We start from the raw sequence: 16,563 nt of genomic DNA, 5'->3' as shown, positions 1-16,563 counted from the left end.
CCCCGCTGAACCGGGTGAGAGCGCTCTTCTACGCCGAGCTCCTGCAGACAACACGGGCTCCTGCAGATCGCACGCCGTCGGACGAGTTCAGCGCCCGGCGAGCACTCCCAGCATCCACGACAGCGCGGCCACCGCACCGACGCCCACCACGCTCGAGCCGATAATCACCGTGCGGCGCAGACGTGACGAGCGCGTCTGCGACACCGCCGGGGGCAGCTGCATCGGGGCCGTCGTCCCCGAGGCCAGCCCGCCGCGCAGGCGCTGAGCGACCTGCTCCGCCGTGGGGCGCCGGCCGGGGTCGCGCTGGGTCATCGAGGTCAGCAGCACCCGCCACGGCTTCGGCAGCGAGTCGGGGACGGAGGGGCTGCGGTGCAGCCGCGCGATCGCCGCCTCCAGGACGGTGCCGGAGTACTCCCGCTTCCCGGTGAGCGCCTCGAGCAGGACCAGGCCGAGCGAGAACACGTCGCTCGCGCCGCTGATCGGCTCGCCCGCGACCTGCTCGGGGCTGACGAAGCTCGCGGTGCCGATCACGATGCCGTCGCTGGTGAGCCGCGAGCCGTCCATGAAGTGGGCGACCCCGAAGTCGGTGAGCTTGGCGGTGTGGTCGTAGCCGCTGGATCCGACGTCGCTGACGAGGATGTTGGCCGGCTTCACGTCGCGGTGGACGACTCCGCGCTCGTGCAGGTAGGCGAGCGCCTCGGCGAGCTGCGCGCCGATCGCACCGACCTCGTCGGCGGCCATCGGGCCCGCCTCGAGCCGGCGCTCCATCGTCGGGTCCGCGACGAGCTCCATGACGACGTAGCGGCGCACCTCTCCGCCGAAGTTGTGCAGCCCTGCGTCGAAGAGATTGACGATGCCCGGGTGCGCGAACGAGGAGAGCATCCGCACCTCGCGCTCCTGACGGGCCACGTCCTCGGGGCTCGAGGCCTCGGCGCGGAACACCTTGACGGCGACGTCGCGCTGCACGGTCTCGTCGCGGGCGCGGTAGACGGAGCCCATTCCTCCCGAGCCGATGCGCTCGATCAGGTAGTAGCGGCCGGCCACCTTCTGCTGCGCTGCGTTCGCGGCGATGACACTCACGACGACCCTCGCCTCTCGCTGGACAGCCCGTCCTGGAGCACCTCGGGAAGGTGCCTGCACGACCCGGTGCGCCCAGAAAGGGGCGCCTGAGGTAGACGGTACCGCTCGCGTCCTTTGCTGGGGAGTGGCAGAAGAGGACTTGACAAGAGTGGCCAGGAGGCCGATTCGTCAGCGCAGTCCGCTGCGCGCGAATCCCTGCACGAAGTAGCGCTGGAAGACCAGGAACAGCACGACCATCGGGGCCACGTTCACCAGCGCGAACGCCATGGTCGCCCCGTAGTCGCTGCCGAACTGGCCCTGGAGGAAGAGCAGCCCGATCGGCAGGGTGAACAGCACGTTCTCCTTCAGCGCGATCAGCGGCCAGGCGAAGTCGTTCCACGATCCGAGGAGCGTCATGAAGAACAGCACGGCGATCAGCGGCTTCGACAGCGGCAGCACGATCCGGGTGAAGACGCGGAAGTGACCGGCTCCGTCGATCCGGGCGGCCTCGATGAGATCGCGGGGGATCGCGAGGATGAACTGCCGTGCCAGGAAGAGCCCGAACGCCGACGCCGCCGTCGGCAGGATCACCGCCCAGTAGCTGCCGTAGAGCCCGAGGTCGGTGACGAGGCGGAACAGGGCCACCATGATCACCTGCACCGGCAGGGTCAGCGTCGACAGAGCGAGCAGGAACAGCAGCCCGGAGCCGCGGAAGGTCAGCTGCGCGAAGGCGTAGCCGCCGAGCAGGTTGATCGCCACGGTGATCAAGGCCGTCACGAGGCTGATCGCGAGCGAGTTGCCGAACCAGGTGGTCACCGGGAACGACGAGAACACCCGATCGAAGTTCACCAGCGTCAGCTCGCGCGGCCAGAGGCGCAGGGTCCCGCCGAGCAGCTCGGCCCGCGAGGAGAACGCGACGACGACCATCCAGTACAGCGGGAAGAGGATGACGAGCGACACGACGATCGCGAGCGCCAGGCGGAGCAGGCGGGTGGTGCGCGAGGCGGTGCTCATTCGACGAGGTCCCGGTTCCTGTTCGTGCGCCACTGCACCGCGGTGAAGACCATCGTGACGATCAGCAGGACGATGCCGATCGCCGCCGCATAGCCCTGGTCGCGGGTGACGAATCCGGTGTCGTAGGCGTAGGTGACCAGCACCGAGGTGGCGTTCTGCGGCCCGCCGCCGGTGAGGACGAAGACGATGTCGAACACCTGGAACGAGTAGATGACGTTGAGGATCAGCAGGAAGAACGTCGACGGCCCGACCATCGGCACCGTGATGTGCCGGAACTGCTGCCAGCCGTTCGCGCCGTCGAGCCGCGCGGCCTCGTAGAGCGTCGGATTCACGCCCTGCAGCCCCGCCAGGTAGATCAGCATGTTGAAGCCGACGCGCCACCACAGCGTGACCAGCACCACGGAGGCGAACGCCGCGGCCCCGCCCGACTGCCACGCGATCCGCGGAAGCCCGATGGTCTGCAGCAGCCCGTCGAGCACGCCGCTGTTCTCGTCGAAGATCAGCACGCCCATGAGCGCCGTCGCGACTCCGGACACGGCCATCGGCAGGATCAGGATCGACCGGAACACCGCGCGCGCCGGCAGCACCGAGTTCAGCAGCACGGCCGCTCCCAGCCCGAGGGCCATCGAGAGCGGAGTCACGATCAGGGTGAACAGCGCCGTGTTGAGCGACGAGCGCCAGAACAGCGGATCCGAGAGCAGACGCACGTAGTTGTCGAGACCGATGAAGACGCCGTCGCCGAAGCCGTTCGTGCTCTGGAAGCTGATCAGGAACGCGCCGCCCAGGGGCACGAACACGAACAACCCCAGCATGAGGAGGTTCGGCGCGAGGAACGCGTACGCGGCGGCGGTCTCGCGCGCCGCCGACGCCCCGGATCGGCGCCGGGGCCGGGCGGCGACCGGCGCCGGCGCCGGCGGGGCGATGCTCACTGGATGGCGGCCGCGATGCCGGCCGTGAGCGTCGCGATGGTGTCCTCCGTGCTCTGCCCGCCGACGAAGGCGGCCTCGAGCTGCTCCTTGAGCACCGCGATGATCGCCGCCATGTCGGGCGAGGCGACCTGGGCCGAGTCGGATGCCTGCACCGTACCCGCCTGCCCGAGGAACACCTCGGCCAGCTCGGGCCGGACGGCGAACTCGATGCCCGACTCCGTGAGGTCGCGGCGGGTGGGCAGCAGCGAGGCGCCGGAGCAGAAGTCGCTCATCGCCTCCTCCTCGGTCACGAACGCGAGGAAGGAGGCGGCCAGCTCGGGCTGCGCGGTCGCCTTGGTGGCGACGAGCGCGTTGCCGCCGAAGTCGCCGCCGCCGCGCACGTTGCGCGGCGAGTAGGTCGCGCCCCACTCGAAGTCGAGGGTCGCGTCGGCGTCGGGGATGAGGAAGGCGCCTGCGAACGTCATCGCGGTCGTCTGCGAGTACCAGAGGTCGCTCGCATAGGTCGTCGCCTGGATCGAGCTGCTCGGCGGGACCAGCCCGTCGGTGAAGAAGCTGCGGCTGAAGTCGATCGCCGCGCGCCCGGCCGCGGAGTCGATCGCGGGACCGCTGAGATCCTCGGTGAGGAATCGGCCGTCGGCCTGGAACAGGAGGCTGAGCCAGCGGGTGACGCCGTTGCCCTGCCAGTTGTAGGCGAAGGGATAGCGTTCGGCGGGCAGCGAGGCGCGGAGCTTCGCGCCGACCTCGGAGAACTCCTCCCAGGTCCACGCCTCCTCGGGAGAGGAGGGGAACTCGGTGATGCCCGCCGTCGCCAGCGCCTCGGTGTTGTAGAGGATCAGCGACGTGTCGGTGTGGTGCGGGACTCCGAACGGACTGCCGTTGCTCTGCACGGCGGCCCAGGCCGCGTCGGTGAAGCGGTCGGCCACATCGGCCTCGAGGTGAGGAGTGAGGTCGAGCAGCTGGTCGCGCCCCGCGTAGCTGCCGAACGTGTAGTACGGCACGCGGAACACGTCGGGCGGATTGCCCGCCTGCAGCTGCGCGTCGATGTTGGTGAACATCTGCTCGTAGGGCACGGCGTTCAAGGTGACCGTCGCGCCCGAGTTCGCCTCCTGGAAGCGGTCGATCGCGCGCTGGAACCCGGCGAGCTCCGCGTCGGTGCCCCAGGTGGTGAAGGTCAGAGTGCCGCTGTCGGCGCTGGCCTGCGGACCGGCGGGGGCGAACCCGCAGCCGGCGAGCACGGGCACGGAGGCGGCGACGCCCAGGGCGCCGAGGAAGCGGCGCCGATCCAGGACGGCCCGCTCGAAGACGGACCCGGTGCTGCCGATGCTGTCCCGACCTGCTGCGCTGATACCCATCAGGGCCTCCCTTCGGGGGCCACCACTGGCTCCCCGCAGGGAGGCTAGCCCGAGGGGAGGAGCCGGCACCGGTACTGGACAGGTGCCGGCTCCTGTGAGAGAAGGAGTCGATCAGCCTCGCTTGCCCAGCAGCCCCTCGAAGTCTCCGTCGAGCGCCCACGGGTCGCTCACCGAGCCCGAGCGCGTCGAGCGGGCGGCCTCGTCGGCCAGCTCGCGGCCGGCGCGCTCGATGCGGGCGGGGAGGGCCCTGCCGTCCTCGGTCGCGCCTCCCCAGTCGTCCGTCGCCGCGAAGACCGACGTCGACAGGGGAGCAGCGTGCAGGTAGCTGAACAGCGGTCGCATCGCGTAGTCGACCGCGAGCGAGTGGCGGGGCGACCCGCCGGTGGCCGCGAGCAGCACGGGCAGCGAGCGGAGCGCCTCCGTGTCGAGCACGTCGACGAACGACTTGAAGAGGCCGCTGTAGCTGGTGGTGAAGATCGGCGTCACGGCGATGAGACCGTCGGCGCCGGCGACCGCGTCGAGCGCCGTCTGGAGTGCGGGGCTCGCGAACCCGGTCAGGAGGTTGTTCGTGACGTCGTGCGCGAGGTCGCGCAGCTCGATGACGCTCCGCTCGACGGCGAAGCCCTGCTCGACGAGCGCCGCCTCGGTCGCATCGCCGAGGCGGTCGGCGAGGAGGCGGGTGGACGACGGCTGGCTGAGGCCGGCGGAGAGGACGGTGATGCGGCGGGTGTCCATGGGGCGCCTCCTAGGCGTCGACGGCGACGGGCTGCTGGTCGCGCGCGGCGACGAGCGAGGTGTGGGTGGGGGCGTCCGGCACGTGCGCCGGGCGTCCCTCGGCGAAGCCCGCGCGCAGCGCCGGGAGGATCTCGCCGAGCATGTCCATCTGCTCGAGCACCGTCTTCAGAGGCAGACCCGCGTGGTCGATCAGGAACAGCTGCCGCTGGTAGTCGCCGACGTACTCGCGGAAGCCGAGGGTGCGGTCGATGATCTGCTGCGGCGAGCCGACGGTGAGCGGCGTCTGCTCGGTGAAGTCCTCGAGCGAGGGGCCGTGGCCGTAGACCGGGGCGTTGTCGAAGTAGGGGCGGAACTGCTTCACCGCGTCCTGCGAGTTCTTCGCCATGAAGATCTGCCCGCCGAGTCCGACGATCGCCTGGTCGGCGCTGCCGTGGCCGTAGTGCTCGAAGCGCTGGCGGTAGAGCTGCACCATCTTCTGGGTGTGCGAGGCGGGCCAGAAGATGTGGTTGGCGAAGAATCCGTCACCGTAGTAGGCGGCCTGCTCGGCGATCTGGGGCGAGCGGATCGAGCCGTGCCAGACGAAGGGCGCGACGCCGTCGAGCGGGCGCGGAGTCGACTGGAAGCCCTGCAGCGGAGTGCGGAACTGTCCCTCCCAGTCGACGAAGTCCTCGGTCCAGAGGCGGTGCAGGAGGTCGTAGTTCTCGATCGTCAGCTCGATGCCGCGGCGGATGTCCTTGCCGAACCACGGGTAGACGGGGCCGGTGTTGCCGCGGCCGAGCATGAGGTCGACGCGGCCGCCCGACAGGTGCTGGAGCATCGCGTAGTCCTCGGCGAGCTTCACCGGGTCGTTGGTCGTGATCAGGGCCATCGCCGTGGTCAGGAGGAGGCGCTCGGTGCGCGCGGCGATGTACGCGAGGGTGGTCGTCGGCGAGGACGACCAGAACGGCGGGTTGTGGTGCTCGCCGAGGGCGAAGACGTCGAGACCGATCTCCTCGGCCTTGTCGGCGATCGCGAGGGTGGCCTTGATCTTGTCGGACTCGCTGGGGGTGTTCCCGTTGGTGGGGTCGGTCGTGATGTCGCTGACCGTGAAGATGCCGAACTGCATCAGGCGCTCCTTCTCTCCGTGGCCCCGTCCTCACGAGACCTGATCCATGCGTTTGCATGTACATCACCATTCAACCAGACGGAGGCGGATCTATTCCCGCGGACGAGCGAGGCCGGCGCCGCTCCCGACGTCTACTTCGTCGGATGCAGCCATAACGTTCAGATACGGCGATAATGGCAGTTATACCTACCAGGAGGTCGACATGGTCGCGCGACGCTCGCTCCAGCGAACCCGGCTGCTCTCGGAGTTCGGAGCGAACCTCGTGCGCTGGCGCGCGGTCAACGGCATGACCGCATCTCTCCTGGCGGAGCGGGCGGGCGTCACCCGCGAGACACTGCGACGCCTCGAAGCGGGCGACGGCTCCGCGCGGATCGATTCGGTGTTCGCGGTCCTGGCCGCGCTGGGCATCGCCGACACCGTGGTCCAGTCGTCCGATCCCTACCGGAGCGAGACCGCCCGGGTCCGCATCGACGCCCTCCTCGGTGCGGGCGGATCGCTGTGATCGCGCCGCCCGTGGAGGTGCACCTCGACGACGAGCGGCTCGGACTCGTTCGCGTGGGCATCCTCCATCCGTCCTTCACAGGTCGGAACCTCGCCTCGTCCTCGTTCCAGTACGACGAGAGCTACCTCGCCGCCCCTGGAGCGTTCGCGGTGTCTCCCGATCTCCCGCTGGTGACGGGTCGCCTGTGGATGCCCGAGACCCACGCTCTCCCCGGCGCCTTCGAGGACGCGTCCCCGGATGAGTGGGGACAGCGGCTCATCGAGGCGAATCATGCCGAGCGCCGCAAGCGCGACTCGTCGGTCCCCGCGCTCCGTGGGGCGTGGGATCACCTCCTCGGTGTCTCGGACGCCTCCCGGCTCGGCGCACTCCGATTCCGCGCGACGGGAGCGGGGGAGTGGCTCTCGAGCGATGGCGGGGTGGCGAACATCCACGAGATCGACCGCGTCGTGCGGGTCGCCGCGCGGTACGAGGCCGAGGACGCGTCGGAGGACGATCTCGCCTACCTCTCCGATATCGCGACCTCTCCCGGCGGAGCCCGCCCGAAGGCGAATGTGCGGAGAGCCGACGGGCGCCTGGCCCTCGCGAAGCTCCCGCACTCGAAGGACGGCGACCTGGATGTGGAGCGATGGGAGGCGCTCGGGCTCACCCTCGCCGCGCGGGCCGGCATCGCGACCTCGGAGTGGACGCTGCACCGCGCCTCAGGAGAGAAGAGCGTGCTGATCGTCGACCGGTTCGATCGCACGCTCGACGGCTCGAGGACGGCCTACATCTCCGCCGCGTCCGCACTCGGGATCGGGGCGAACGACCTGTCGAGGTACACCTACGAGCAGTTCTCGGACGTCGTGAACGACCTCAGTGCCGATCCCCGCGAGGATCTGCGTGAGATGTTCAGCCGCATCGCGCTGACGGTCCTGATCAACAACGTCGACGACCACTGGCGCAACCATGGCTTCCTCCGTACTCGGCGCGGGTGGCGGCTGGCTCCCGTCTTCGACATCAACCCGAGCACGAGCAGCGGAGTGACCGCGTCGAGGCCCATCAGCGATCGGGACGATCCGCGCGCTCGCGACCTCGCGAACCTGCTGGACGTCGCGGACGCCTTCTCGCTCGCGCGGGAGGAGGGCGCGAGGATCATCCGCGCTGTCGCCGATCAGGTCCGAACGTGGCCGGAGGTCGCCGAGGGTCTCGGTATCCCCGAGCGCCAGCGCAGGCGGATGGCGCGTGCTTTCGATGAGGACCGGATCGCAGCAGCGCTCGTCCTCGCCTAGACCGCCGACCCCCGAAACATCCCGGCAATACGGCCCGCACTAGAGTCGTGCCATGGGTGACCTCTTCGACGGATACGGGTCCCAGAAGGTCGAGCGACGCCGCGCAGGCGAGCCACCCTGGGACGAGATGTTCGCCGATGTCGCGGCGGCCGGCGGCCCCGACGGCGTCCGCGACGCCTACCGCGACATCTACTCCTCGCTGGCGCGGATGACCCAGGAGGAGCTGCGGGGACGCACCGATGCGCTCGCCTCCTCCTACCTCGCGCAGGGTGTGACCTTCGACTTCGCGGGCGAGGAGCGGCCCTTCCCGCTCGACGCCGTCCCGCGCGTGATCGAGAGCGCCGAGTGGAACGAGGTGCAGAGCGGCATCAAGCAGCGCGTCCGCGCGCTCGAGGCGTTCCTCGCCGACGTCTACGGCCCGCAGAACGCGGTCAAGGACGGCGTCATCCCCGCCGGTCTCATCTCGAGCTCGAGCCACTTCCACCGCCAGGCCGCGGGCATCGTCTCGGCCAACGGCGTGCGGATCCAGGTCTCCGGCATCGATCTCATCCGCGACGAGGTCGGCGGCTGGCGCGTGCTCGAGGACAACGTGCGGGTCCCCTCCGGTGTCTCCTACGTGATCTCGAACCGCCGCGTGATGGCGCAGACCCTGCCCGAGCTGTTCGTCTCGATGCGGGTCCGCCCGGTCGGCGACTACCCCAACAAGCTGCTCCAGGCCCTGCGCGCCTCCGCCCCCGAGGGCGTCGACGACCCGACCGTGGTCGTGCTGACTCCGGGTGTCTACAACTCGGCCTACTTCGAGCACACGCTGCTCGCCCGCCTGATGGGCGTCGAGCTCGTCGAGGGCCGCGACCTGTTCTGCACCGGCGGCAAGGTGTTCATGCGCACCACCTCGGGCCCCACCCGGGTCGACGTCATCTACCGCCGCGTCGACGACGAGTTCCTCGACCCGCTGCAGTTCCGCGCCGACTCGATGCTCGGCTCGCCCGGCCTGATGCTCGCCTCACGCCTCGGCAACGTCACGATTGCGAACGCGGTCGGCAACGGCGTCGCCGACGACAAGCTCGTCTACACCTACATGCCTGATCTGATCCGCTACTACCTCTCCGAGGACCCGGTCATCAAGAACGTCGACACCTGGCGCCTCGAGGACCCGGGAGCGCTCGAGGAGGTGCTCGACCGGCTCGACGAGCTCGTCGTGAAGCCGGTCGACGGCTCGGGCGGCAAGGGCCTCGTCGTCGGCCCCGACGCCTCGGCGAAGGAGCTCGCCGAGCTGCGCTCACGCCTCCTGGCCGACCCGCGCGGCTGGATCGCGCAGCCGGTCGTGCAGCTCTCGACCATCCCGACCCTCGTCGACGACGGGATGAGGCCGCGGCACGCCGACCTCCGGCCCTTCGCCGTCAATGACGGGAAGGACATCTGGGTCCTGCCCGGCGGTCTCACCCGCGTGGCGCTGCCCGAGGGGCAGCTCGTCGTGAACTCGTCGCAGGGCGGCGGATCGAAGGACACCTGGGTCGTCGGCCTCGAGTCGCAGGTCCCCGAGCGCGACGCCCACGACATCCAGGGCCTCGTCGCCGAGCAGGCGGCGGTCACGAGCTCGATACCGATCGTCTACCCGCTCAACCACACGCCCGACCACTCGCCGCAGGACGCCGGCAACAGCGACCAGGAGCAGCAGCAGCAGCAGGGTCGCTCGGCAGAGGAGGACGACTGATGCTCTCCCGGATCGCCGAGTCGCTGTTCTGGATCGGCCGCTACATCGAGCGCTCGGACGGCACCGCGCGCATCCTCGACGTCCACCTCCAGCTCCTGCTCGAGGACCCGTGGATCGACGAGGACACCGCCTGCCGCTCGCTGCTCTCGGTGATGGGCTCGACCCCTCCCGACGACATGGCCGAGATCACCCGCGCCGACGTGCTGACGATCCTCGCGATCGACCGCACGAACCCCGCCTCCATCGCCTACTCGCTCGGCGCGGCCCGCGAGAACGCCCGCCGCGCTCGCGAGATCGTCTCGACCGAGCTCTGGGAGTGCCTCAACACGACCCGCACGAGGATGCCGCGCCGGGTCACGGGCGACCGGGTGTCGGAGTTCTTCAGCTGGGTGCGCGAGCGCTCGGCGCTCGCCGTCGGCATCATCGAGTCGGCGACCTCGCGCGACGAGGCCTGGCAGTTCTTCACCCTCGGCCGCTCAATCGAGCGCGCCGACATGACGGCCCGGCTTCTCGCGACCCGGTCGCTGACCGAGGCGAGCGGACCGTCGTGGACGACGATCCTCCGCTCGTGCGGCGCCTACGAGGCCTACCTGCGCACCTACCGGGGCGTGCCGAGCGCGCGCAACGCGGCGGAGTTCCTCCTCCTCGACCGCCTCTTCCCGCGATCGATCCTCTTCTCGGTCTCGCGAGCCGAGATGTGCATGCGCGACATCGAGCCGCGCACCGGCCGCGTCGGTCACACCGGCGACGCGCAGCGGGTGCTCGGCCAGATCCGCAGTGAGCTCGAGTACCGGCCGATCGCCGAGATCCTCGAGGATCTCCCGCGGCACATGGACAGCGTGCAGGAGGCGACCTCGGCGGCGTCCGAGGCGATCCGCCAGCGCTACTTCCCCACCAATGTCATGCCGAGCTGGATCGGGGAGGCGCTGTGAGCAGGCTGCGCATCACGCACACCACGGGATTCACCTACCGGGGTGATGTGGTCGCGTCGTACAACGAGGCGCGGATGCTCCCCGCCTCCTCGGACGGGCAGCTGGTGCTCTCGTCGCACCTCGACATCCGCCCCGTCACCTCGGTGCACACGTACACCGACTACTGGGGCACCCGCGTCGCGTCGTTCGACGTGCTCAACGCGCACCAGGAGCTCTCGCTGACCGCGACCTCGCTCGTCGAGGTGCGGCCGAAGGCGCACCCCGAGCACCCCTACGGCTGGGAGCAGCTCGCCGGGCAGGTCGAGACGCTCACCGAGTACGTGGAGCAGTCGAAGCAGACCACGCGCACGGCGCCTCCGGAGGATCTCGTCGAGCTGGCCCGCACGCTCGCCGACGAGTCGGACGGCCCGTGCGAGGCGGCGCTGACCATCGCCGAGCGCATCGGCCGCGAGATGACCTACCGGCAGGGCGTCACCGGCGTGCACTCGACCGCGACGGAGTCGTGGACCGCGCGCGAGGGCGTCTGCCAGGACATCACGCACATCGTCCTCGGAGCGCTGCGCTCGGTCGGCATCCCGGCGCGCTACGTCTCGGGCTACCTGCACCCCAAGCCGAACGCGGCGATCGGCGAGACCGTGACGGGGGAGTCGCACGCCTGGGTCGAGTGGTTCTGCGGAGGGACGTGGCGCGGCTACGACCCGACCAACCTCATCGACATCGGCGACCGCCACGTGATCGTGGGCCGCGGGCGCGACTACAACGACATCGCGCCGCTGCGGGGGGTGTACGCCGGGCCGACCTCGTCGAAGCTGTTCGTGCGGGTCGAGATCACGCGCGAGGCGTGAGCGCGGGCGTCGTGGCGATCGTCGGCTGAGGTTCGGCGGCGGTCTTCTCGACGCCTCGGCGGGTGCGCAGGTACCAGCCCAGGCCGATCGCGGCGGCGACGACTCCGGAGGCGGCGCCGACCAGCATCGCCCAGCGCGGCCCCGCGGCGTTCGCGACCCAGCCGATCAGCGGCGCGCCGATCGGGGTGCCGCCCATGAAGATCGCCATGTACAGCGCCATCACCCGGCCGCGCATCTCGGGCGCCGTCGAGAGCTGCACGTAGCCGTTGGCCGAGGTCATCAGCGTCTGCGCGGCGATGCCGACGAACGGCAGGAGGATCGCGAAGGCCCAGACCGTCGGCATCACGCCGGCGAGCGCGAGGGCGACGCCGAACGCGGCGGCGGCTCCCACGATCAGGCGCAGGCGCGGCCGGTCGCGGCGGGCCGACAGCAGCGCGCCGACGACCGAGCCGACGGCGATCGCCGACGACAGCAGGCCGAACTCGCTCGCTCCCATGTCGAACTCGACGGTCGCCATCGTCGAGGCGAAGATCGGGAAGTTGAGGCCGAACGTGCCGATCAGGAACACGATCGCGAGCACCACGAGGATGTCGGGGCGCTTCGAGACGTAGCGGAAGCCCTCGAGCAGCGCGCCGGGGCCGCGGGTCGCACGGGGCGCCGAGCGCAGCTGGTCGCGGTGCAGGAAGCGCAACGAGAGCAGGACCGCCAGGAAGCTGACGGCGTTGAGGAGGAAGACCCAGCCCGACCCGATCACGGCGATGAGCACGCCTGCGAGCGCCGGGCCGATCATCCGCGCGGAGTTGAACGAGGCCGAGTTCAGCGACACCGCGTTCGAGAGGTGGCTCTCGTCGACGAGCGCCGAGACGAAGGTCTGGCGGACGGGGGCGTCGATCGCCGCGGCGAAGCCGAGCAGCAGCGCGAAGACGTAGACCATCCACAGCTGGACGACTCCGGTGACGACGATGAGACCGAGCGCGAGACCGAGGAGGCCCATCGCGGCCTGCGTCGCCATCAGCAGCTTGCGGCGGTCGAAGCGGTCGGCGATGAAGCCCGAGAAGGGGACCATCAGCAGCTGCGGGCCGAACTGCAGCGCCATGGTCACGCCGAGCGCGGTCGCGTCGTGGTCGGTCAGATCGTTGATCACGATCCAGTCCTGGGCGGTGCGCTGCATCCAGGTGCCGATGTTCGAGACCATCGCGCCGGCGAACCAGATGCGGTAGTTGGGCACCGCGAGCGAGCGGAACATCGCGCTCATCGGTCGGCCACCTCTCGCAGCAGCGCGGCCGCGTCGTGCAGCAGGGCGCGCTCGTCGGGGGAGAGCTCGCGCAGGCGCGCGACCAGCCACGCGTCGCGGCTGCGTCGGACGTCGAGCACGAGCTCGGTCCCCTCCGGGGTGGGGCGGATGCGCGTGACGCGGCCGTCGGCCGGGTCGGCGAGGCGCTCGGCGAGGCCGTCGTCGACGAGGCAGCCGACGGTGCGGGTCATCGACGGCGGGCGGACCCGCTCGGCGTCGGCGAGCTCGCCGAGCGTCTTCGGGCCCTCGCGGTGCAGCAGCGCGAGGACGCCGAACTGCGCGTCGCTCAGCTCGTGCTGCGCCTTCTCCTGACGGAGGCGGCGCGCGAGCCGGCCGACCGCGACGCGGGTCTCGCCCGCGAGCGCGGTGAGCTCGGTCTCGTCCAGCGCTGTCCTCGTATCCACATAGTTAGCCTAACAAAAGAAATAGCGAGGGAGCACTCTTCTGCTGACGGGGGGTGGGGATCCCCTCCGTCAGAGGGCCGAGCGGCAGTCTCAGGAGCGCGCGGTGCGGACCGCACCGACGCTGGCGGCGACGACCAGCGCGATGCCGATCGCCTCCACGAGGCTGAGGCGCTGGCCCAGCACGAGGAAGCCCGACAGCGCGGCCGCCCCGGGCGACAGCGACATCAGTATCGAGAACGTCGACGAGCGCAGGCGCCGCAATGCGAGCAGCTCGAGGGCGTAGGGCACGGCGGAGGAGAGCACGGCCACCGCGAGCCCGAGCAGCAGCACGGGCGGCAGCACGAGGGCCGGGCCGGCGGAGGCGATCCCGAAGGGCAGCGAGACGATCGCGCCGGCAGCGAGGGCGAGGGCCAGCCCGTCGAGCCGGGGGAAGCGCCCGCCCGTGCGCCCTGCGAAGACGATGTAGGTCGCCCAGAGTGCCGCGGCGCCGAGCGCGAACGCGACTCCGACCGGGTCGAGCGACGAGAACCCGCCCTGCGACAGCGTGACGACACCGGCCAGGGCGAGCAGTGCCCACAGGAGGCTCAGGAGACTCCGGCCGGCGATCACCGAGAGCACGAGCGGGCCGAGCACCTCGAAGGTCACCGCGGCCCCCTGGGGGATGCGCGCGATGGCCTCGTAGTAGCAGGCGTTCATCCCCCCGAGCGCGAGGCCGTAGACCGCGACCGTGCCCCAGTCGGAGCGGGAGTGGCCGCGGATCCTCGGCCGGCAGACGATCAACAGCACGGCCGCCGAGAACACGAGCCGGAGCGTCACCGTCCCGATAGGACCGGCGGCGGGGAACAGCAGCACCGCGAAGGACGCCCCGAGCTGCACGCTCGCGACCGAGCCGAGCACCAGGCCGATGGAGCCCAGGCCGGTGGAGCCCGCGCCCTGCGGCGCGCGCCTCCCGGCGTTCAGCTGGAGCGCCGCTGCTTCTGCACGGGCGGGACGTTGTAGCCGAGCAGGCCGATGCCCGTCTCGTCCCAGCGCAGGGTGGTCAGCGAGACGTTGTCGACGACCGGGAAGATGTGCCGGTACGACTCGGGGTTGATGCCGAGGTAGGCGCAGAGCAGCAGGCGGATCAGCGTGCCGTGCGCGACGATGAGCACGCGACCGTCGGGGTGCTCGCGGTGGATCCGGGCGAGGGACGTGTTGGCCCGCGCGACCGCGTCGAGACCCGATTCGCCGCCGGGCATCGGCTGGATGGCGGGAGCCGCGACCCACGCGCGGTACGCGTCGGGGAAGCGCTTCTCCATCTCGGCGGTGGTGAGCCCCTCGCCCTGGCCGAAGTCGACCTCGACGAGGGCCGGGTCGGGCTGCACCTCGAGGTGCGCGGCCCGCGCGGCCGGTACGGCGGTCCGCACCGCTCGGACCAGAGTGGAGGAGTACACCGCCTCGAGGTCCGCGTCGACGGCCCACGCTGCGAGCGTGGCCGCCTGGTCCTGACCCCTGGGGGTCAGTGCGATGTCGGAGGAGCCCGCGAAGCGGTTCTCGGAGTGCCAGACAGTCTCTCCGTGCCGGGCGAGGATCAGGGTCGTCACCCCCTGAGCCTACCCATCGGCGGCCGGCCGGCAGACGGTCAGGCCGCCGAGCCCCCGTAGTGCGCGTCGACGAGCACAGGGAGGTGGTCCGAGAGTCCCTGCGGCAGCGTCGAGACCCGCTCGATGCGCACGGAGTCGCTGATCGCGAAGTCGAAGTGGCCGCTGAAGTACCGGTAGCGCGCGTAGGTGGGGGAGTCGCTCCGCGAGACCAGATAGCCGTTGCGGGTCATCTTGCGGTCGAGCCCGCGGAAGAACCACGGGTAGTTGTAGTCGCCGACCATCAGGGACGGGGTGTCGGGGGCGTACTCGCGGAGGCGGTTCAGCGCCTCGTCGATCTGCTTCCGGCGAAGGGCGTTACCCGCCGAGAGCGGGGCGGCGTGGAACGACGAGACGGCGATGGAGCCTCCGTCGCGGTCGGTCAGGCGGACCGCCAGGAGGCGCTCGTGCGCGGGCGACATCACGCGGTCGTGCATCGACTTGCTCAGCTCGAACGCGGCGCTGCCCTCGAGCTCGAAGCGCGCGTGCGAGTAGTAGACGGCCAGGCCCAGGCGGTTGCGCGCGGTCACCGAGGCGAGCCGCAGATCGCCCACCTCCTGCGGGAGCCTGGTGGTGTCGCACTCCTGGAGGCAGAGGACGTCGACGTCGTGCCGGGCGGCGAGGGGAGCGATCTCGACGTGCGCCCGGTGCTCGCGGAGGTTGTACGAGATCACACGGAGCGCGCGTTCAGTCGACTGCATTGCGCCAGTGTAGAGCCGCTGTGACGGCGTCCCGGCGTCGGTCCGGCGAACACGGAGGGACCTCTCCGTGTCCGGCCCGACGTGTTCGCCGAGCGGCCGGAGAGGCCCCGGGAGCGGCACCGGTCAGGGTGCGGAGGTGCCCGAGGCGTCGGTCTCGGCGTCGGTGCCGTGGACGCCGTCGGTGGGTCCCCAGTCGGGCAGGGGCGGGTTCAGCTCGTCGCCGTTGCCGTCGACTCCGGCGGCGGCCTGGTCGTCCTCTGCGGCGGACTGGCCCGAGGCGGCGCCGGCCACTTCGTCGAGGCCGGCGGTCGACGGGTCGCTGGCGGCGGGGGTCTCGGTGGGGTCGACGAGGGTGGGCTCGATGTCGTTGTCTGAAGTGCTCATGGTCTTCACGCTAGGTCGACACTCCGCGTGACGCACCCCCCTTGCGTTCGACAGGGGACGACGAGTCGGCATCTTCGGGGGGTGCTCGGCGGCGTCGACGGGCGGCTGGATCCTGCGACGGTCGGAGAGCCGACTTCGGAGCCCCCGTCCGGGATCGGATCACGACAGGAAGGCACCCCGTGTCGCAACGACCCGTCCCCGCTCCGAGCATCGGCCGACGGACGCTCTCCGATGCCGCCGCCTGGACCGTGCCGGTCCTCGCCGTGGCCGCCACGGCTCCGGCGGCCGCTGCCTCCGAACCCGCGACGATCGAGGTGGGCGCGTACCAGCTCACCGGCACGTGCGGGCTCCGCAGCATCGTCAAGGCGGGCTTCCTCCTCCGGGCGTCACCGGCGGCGGCACTCCCCGAGGGGACGTTCGTCCTCGTCAGAGGGGCCGGAGTGTCGGACATCGGGATCTTCACGGCTGATCCGCCCATCGCGGAGATCCTCAACCTCAGCAGCACCACTCGACTGATCACTCTGACGTCCGAGCTCGCCGCGGGTACGCAGGTCGCCTTCAGGACGAACCTGTCGATCGACCGGTTCTTCACGCTGGAGGCGACCGCGTCCCTCCCCGACGGCTACTCCGGCACAGGAGCGAAGACCAGCGCCTCCGTCGTCGCGAGCTTCAGCTGCACCTCCTCCTGAACCGGCCCGCCCACGAC

Annotated in this window: 18 protein-coding genes; 6 read left to right on the top strand and 12 right to left on the bottom strand. The window is 70.7% G+C overall.

The window, feature by feature from the left end; translation table 11 throughout:
• Window positions 1-87: 87 nt before the first annotated feature.
• The 6 genes from ASG06_RS01580 to ASG06_RS01555 all read right to left on the bottom strand — a co-directional run bounded on the left by ASG06_RS01580 (window position 88) and on the right by ASG06_RS01555 (window position 6,194).
• Window positions 88-1,080, bottom strand: coding sequence for a serine/threonine-protein kinase (locus ASG06_RS01580; RefSeq protein ID WP_056037582.1), 993 nt, complete (start codon window positions 1,078-1,080; stop codon window positions 88-90).
• A 168-nt stretch (window positions 1,081-1,248) separates the two neighbouring features.
• On the bottom strand, window positions 1,249-2,073 hold the full coding sequence (locus ASG06_RS01575; protein ID WP_056037577.1) for a carbohydrate ABC transporter permease: 825 nt from the start codon (window positions 2,071-2,073) through the stop codon (window positions 1,249-1,251).
• Window positions 2,070-3,002 (bottom strand): carbohydrate ABC transporter permease, encoded by a 933-nt coding sequence (locus tag ASG06_RS01570; protein WP_231727578.1) that lies wholly within the window; start codon window positions 3,000-3,002, stop codon window positions 2,070-2,072. Before ASG06_RS01570 ends, ASG06_RS01575 begins: the two co-directional genes overlap by 4 nt.
• Complete coding sequence (locus ASG06_RS01565) at window positions 2,999-4,354, bottom strand: ABC transporter substrate-binding protein (RefSeq protein WP_082498860.1); 1,356 nt, start codon at window positions 4,352-4,354, stop codon at window positions 2,999-3,001. The genes ASG06_RS01570 and ASG06_RS01565 overlap by 4 nt, the downstream gene beginning before the upstream one ends.
• Before the next feature lie 111 nt (window positions 4,355-4,465).
• Window positions 4,466-5,089 carry an FMN reductase gene (locus ASG06_RS01560; protein ID WP_056037575.1) on the bottom strand — a complete coding sequence of 208 codons (624 nt, stop codon included), beginning with the start codon at window positions 5,087-5,089 and terminating at the stop codon, window positions 4,466-4,468.
• A gap of 10 nt (window positions 5,090-5,099) precedes the next feature.
• On the bottom strand, window positions 5,100-6,194 hold the full coding sequence (locus ASG06_RS01555) for an LLM class flavin-dependent oxidoreductase (protein WP_056037572.1): 1,095 nt from the start codon (window positions 6,192-6,194) through the stop codon (window positions 5,100-5,102).
• 202 nt (window positions 6,195-6,396) lie between these two features.
• Between ASG06_RS01555 and ASG06_RS01550 the strand changes: the two genes are divergently transcribed.
• The 5 genes from ASG06_RS01550 to ASG06_RS01530 are packed head-to-tail and all read left to right on the top strand — an operon-like array spanning window position 6,397 to window position 11,455.
• Window positions 6,397-6,696: a helix-turn-helix domain-containing protein gene (locus ASG06_RS01550; protein ID WP_056037569.1), complete on the top strand. Its 300-nt coding sequence runs from the start codon at window positions 6,397-6,399 to the stop codon at window positions 6,694-6,696.
• Window positions 6,693-7,964: a type II toxin-antitoxin system HipA family toxin gene (locus tag ASG06_RS01545; RefSeq protein WP_056037566.1), complete on the top strand. Its 1,272-nt coding sequence runs from the start codon at window positions 6,693-6,695 to the stop codon at window positions 7,962-7,964. The genes ASG06_RS01550 and ASG06_RS01545 overlap by 4 nt, the downstream gene beginning before the upstream one ends.
• A 52-nt stretch (window positions 7,965-8,016) precedes the next feature.
• Entirely contained in the window at window positions 8,017-9,678 is a 1,662-nt protein-coding gene (locus ASG06_RS01540) for a circularly permuted type 2 ATP-grasp protein (RefSeq protein WP_056037563.1), read from the top strand.
• Complete coding sequence (locus tag ASG06_RS01535) at window positions 9,678-10,610, top strand: alpha-E domain-containing protein (RefSeq protein ID WP_056037561.1); 933 nt, start codon at window positions 9,678-9,680, stop codon at window positions 10,608-10,610. Before ASG06_RS01540 ends, ASG06_RS01535 begins: the two co-directional genes overlap by 1 nt.
• Window positions 10,607-11,455 carry a transglutaminase family protein gene (locus ASG06_RS01530; protein WP_056037558.1) on the top strand — a complete coding sequence of 283 codons (849 nt, stop codon included), beginning with the start codon at window positions 10,607-10,609 and terminating at the stop codon, window positions 11,453-11,455. Before ASG06_RS01535 ends, ASG06_RS01530 begins: the two co-directional genes overlap by 4 nt.
• Here the strand turns inward: ASG06_RS01530 and ASG06_RS01525 are convergent.
• The 6 genes from ASG06_RS01525 to ASG06_RS01500 all read right to left on the bottom strand — a co-directional run bounded on the left by ASG06_RS01525 (window position 11,439) and on the right by ASG06_RS01500 (window position 15,857).
• Entirely contained in the window at window positions 11,439-12,710 is a 1,272-nt protein-coding gene (locus tag ASG06_RS01525) for an MFS transporter (protein ID WP_056074120.1), read from the bottom strand. The two genes, ASG06_RS01530 and ASG06_RS01525, sit on opposite strands and share 17 nt — an antisense overlap.
• Window positions 12,707-13,153 carry a MarR family winged helix-turn-helix transcriptional regulator gene (locus ASG06_RS01520; protein WP_231727577.1) on the bottom strand — a complete coding sequence of 149 codons (447 nt, stop codon included), beginning with the start codon at window positions 13,151-13,153 and terminating at the stop codon, window positions 12,707-12,709. Before ASG06_RS01520 ends, ASG06_RS01525 begins: the two co-directional genes overlap by 4 nt.
• 90 nt (window positions 13,154-13,243) lie before the next feature.
• Entirely contained in the window at window positions 13,244-14,050 is an 807-nt protein-coding gene (locus tag ASG06_RS01515) for an EamA family transporter (RefSeq protein ID WP_231727576.1), read from the bottom strand.
• A gap of 59 nt (window positions 14,051-14,109) precedes the next feature.
• Window positions 14,110-14,736, bottom strand: coding sequence for a histidine phosphatase family protein (locus ASG06_RS01510; protein WP_056037552.1), 627 nt, complete (start codon window positions 14,734-14,736; stop codon window positions 14,110-14,112).
• 38 nt (window positions 14,737-14,774) lie between these two features.
• On the bottom strand, window positions 14,775-15,473 hold the full coding sequence (locus ASG06_RS01505) for an endonuclease/exonuclease/phosphatase family protein (RefSeq protein ID WP_056037549.1): 699 nt from the start codon (window positions 15,471-15,473) through the stop codon (window positions 14,775-14,777).
• Window positions 15,474-15,596: 123 nt separating this feature from the next.
• Window positions 15,597-15,857 carry a hypothetical protein gene (locus tag ASG06_RS01500; RefSeq protein WP_156465822.1) on the bottom strand — a complete coding sequence of 87 codons (261 nt, stop codon included), beginning with the start codon at window positions 15,855-15,857 and terminating at the stop codon, window positions 15,597-15,599.
• Window positions 15,858-16,036: 179 nt separating this feature from the next.
• Between ASG06_RS01500 and ASG06_RS01495 the strand changes: the two genes are divergently transcribed.
• The gene (locus ASG06_RS01495; protein WP_056037541.1) at window positions 16,037-16,546 is read left to right on the top strand and encodes a hypothetical protein; all 510 of its coding nucleotides are present in this window, start codon (window positions 16,037-16,039) and stop codon (window positions 16,544-16,546) included.
• Window positions 16,547-16,563: the final 17 nt, after the last annotated feature.

Source organism: Rathayibacter sp. Leaf185, assembly GCF_001423885.1.
Lineage (GTDB): Bacteria > Actinomycetota > Actinomycetes > Actinomycetales > Microbacteriaceae > Rathayibacter.
This window is presented reverse-complemented; position numbering and strand designations above follow the sequence as displayed.

Bases quoted from the DNA above. Each gene is read 5' to 3' on its own strand.
- ASG06_RS01575 (WP_056037577.1), bottom strand. From the start codon at position 2,073: ATGAGCACCGCCTCGCGCACCACCCGCCTGCTCCGCCTGGCGCTCGCG.
- ASG06_RS01565 (WP_082498860.1), bottom strand. From the start codon at position 4,354: ATGGGTATCAGCGCAGCAGGTCGGGACAGCATCGGCAGCACCGGGTCC.
- ASG06_RS01560 (WP_056037575.1), bottom strand. From the start codon at position 5,089: ATGGACACCCGCCGCATCACCGTCCTCTCCGCCGGCCTCAGCCAGCCG.
- ASG06_RS01555 (WP_056037572.1), bottom strand. From the start codon at position 6,194: ATGCAGTTCGGCATCTTCACGGTCAGCGACATCACGACCGACCCCACC.
- ASG06_RS01550 (WP_056037569.1), top strand. From the start codon at position 6,397: ATGGTCGCGCGACGCTCGCTCCAGCGAACCCGGCTGCTCTCGGAGTTC.
- ASG06_RS01540 (WP_056037563.1), top strand. From the start codon at position 8,017: ATGGGTGACCTCTTCGACGGATACGGGTCCCAGAAGGTCGAGCGACGC.
- ASG06_RS01535 (WP_056037561.1), top strand. From the start codon at position 9,678: ATGCTCTCCCGGATCGCCGAGTCGCTGTTCTGGATCGGCCGCTACATC.
- ASG06_RS01525 (WP_056074120.1), bottom strand. From the start codon at position 12,710: ATGAGCGCGATGTTCCGCTCGCTCGCGGTGCCCAACTACCGCATCTGG.
- ASG06_RS01505 (WP_056037549.1), bottom strand. From the start codon at position 15,473: ATGCAGTCGACTGAACGCGCGCTCCGTGTGATCTCGTACAACCTCCGC.
- ASG06_RS01500 (WP_156465822.1), bottom strand. From the start codon at position 15,857: ATGAGCACTTCAGACAACGACATCGAGCCCACCCTCGTCGACCCCACC.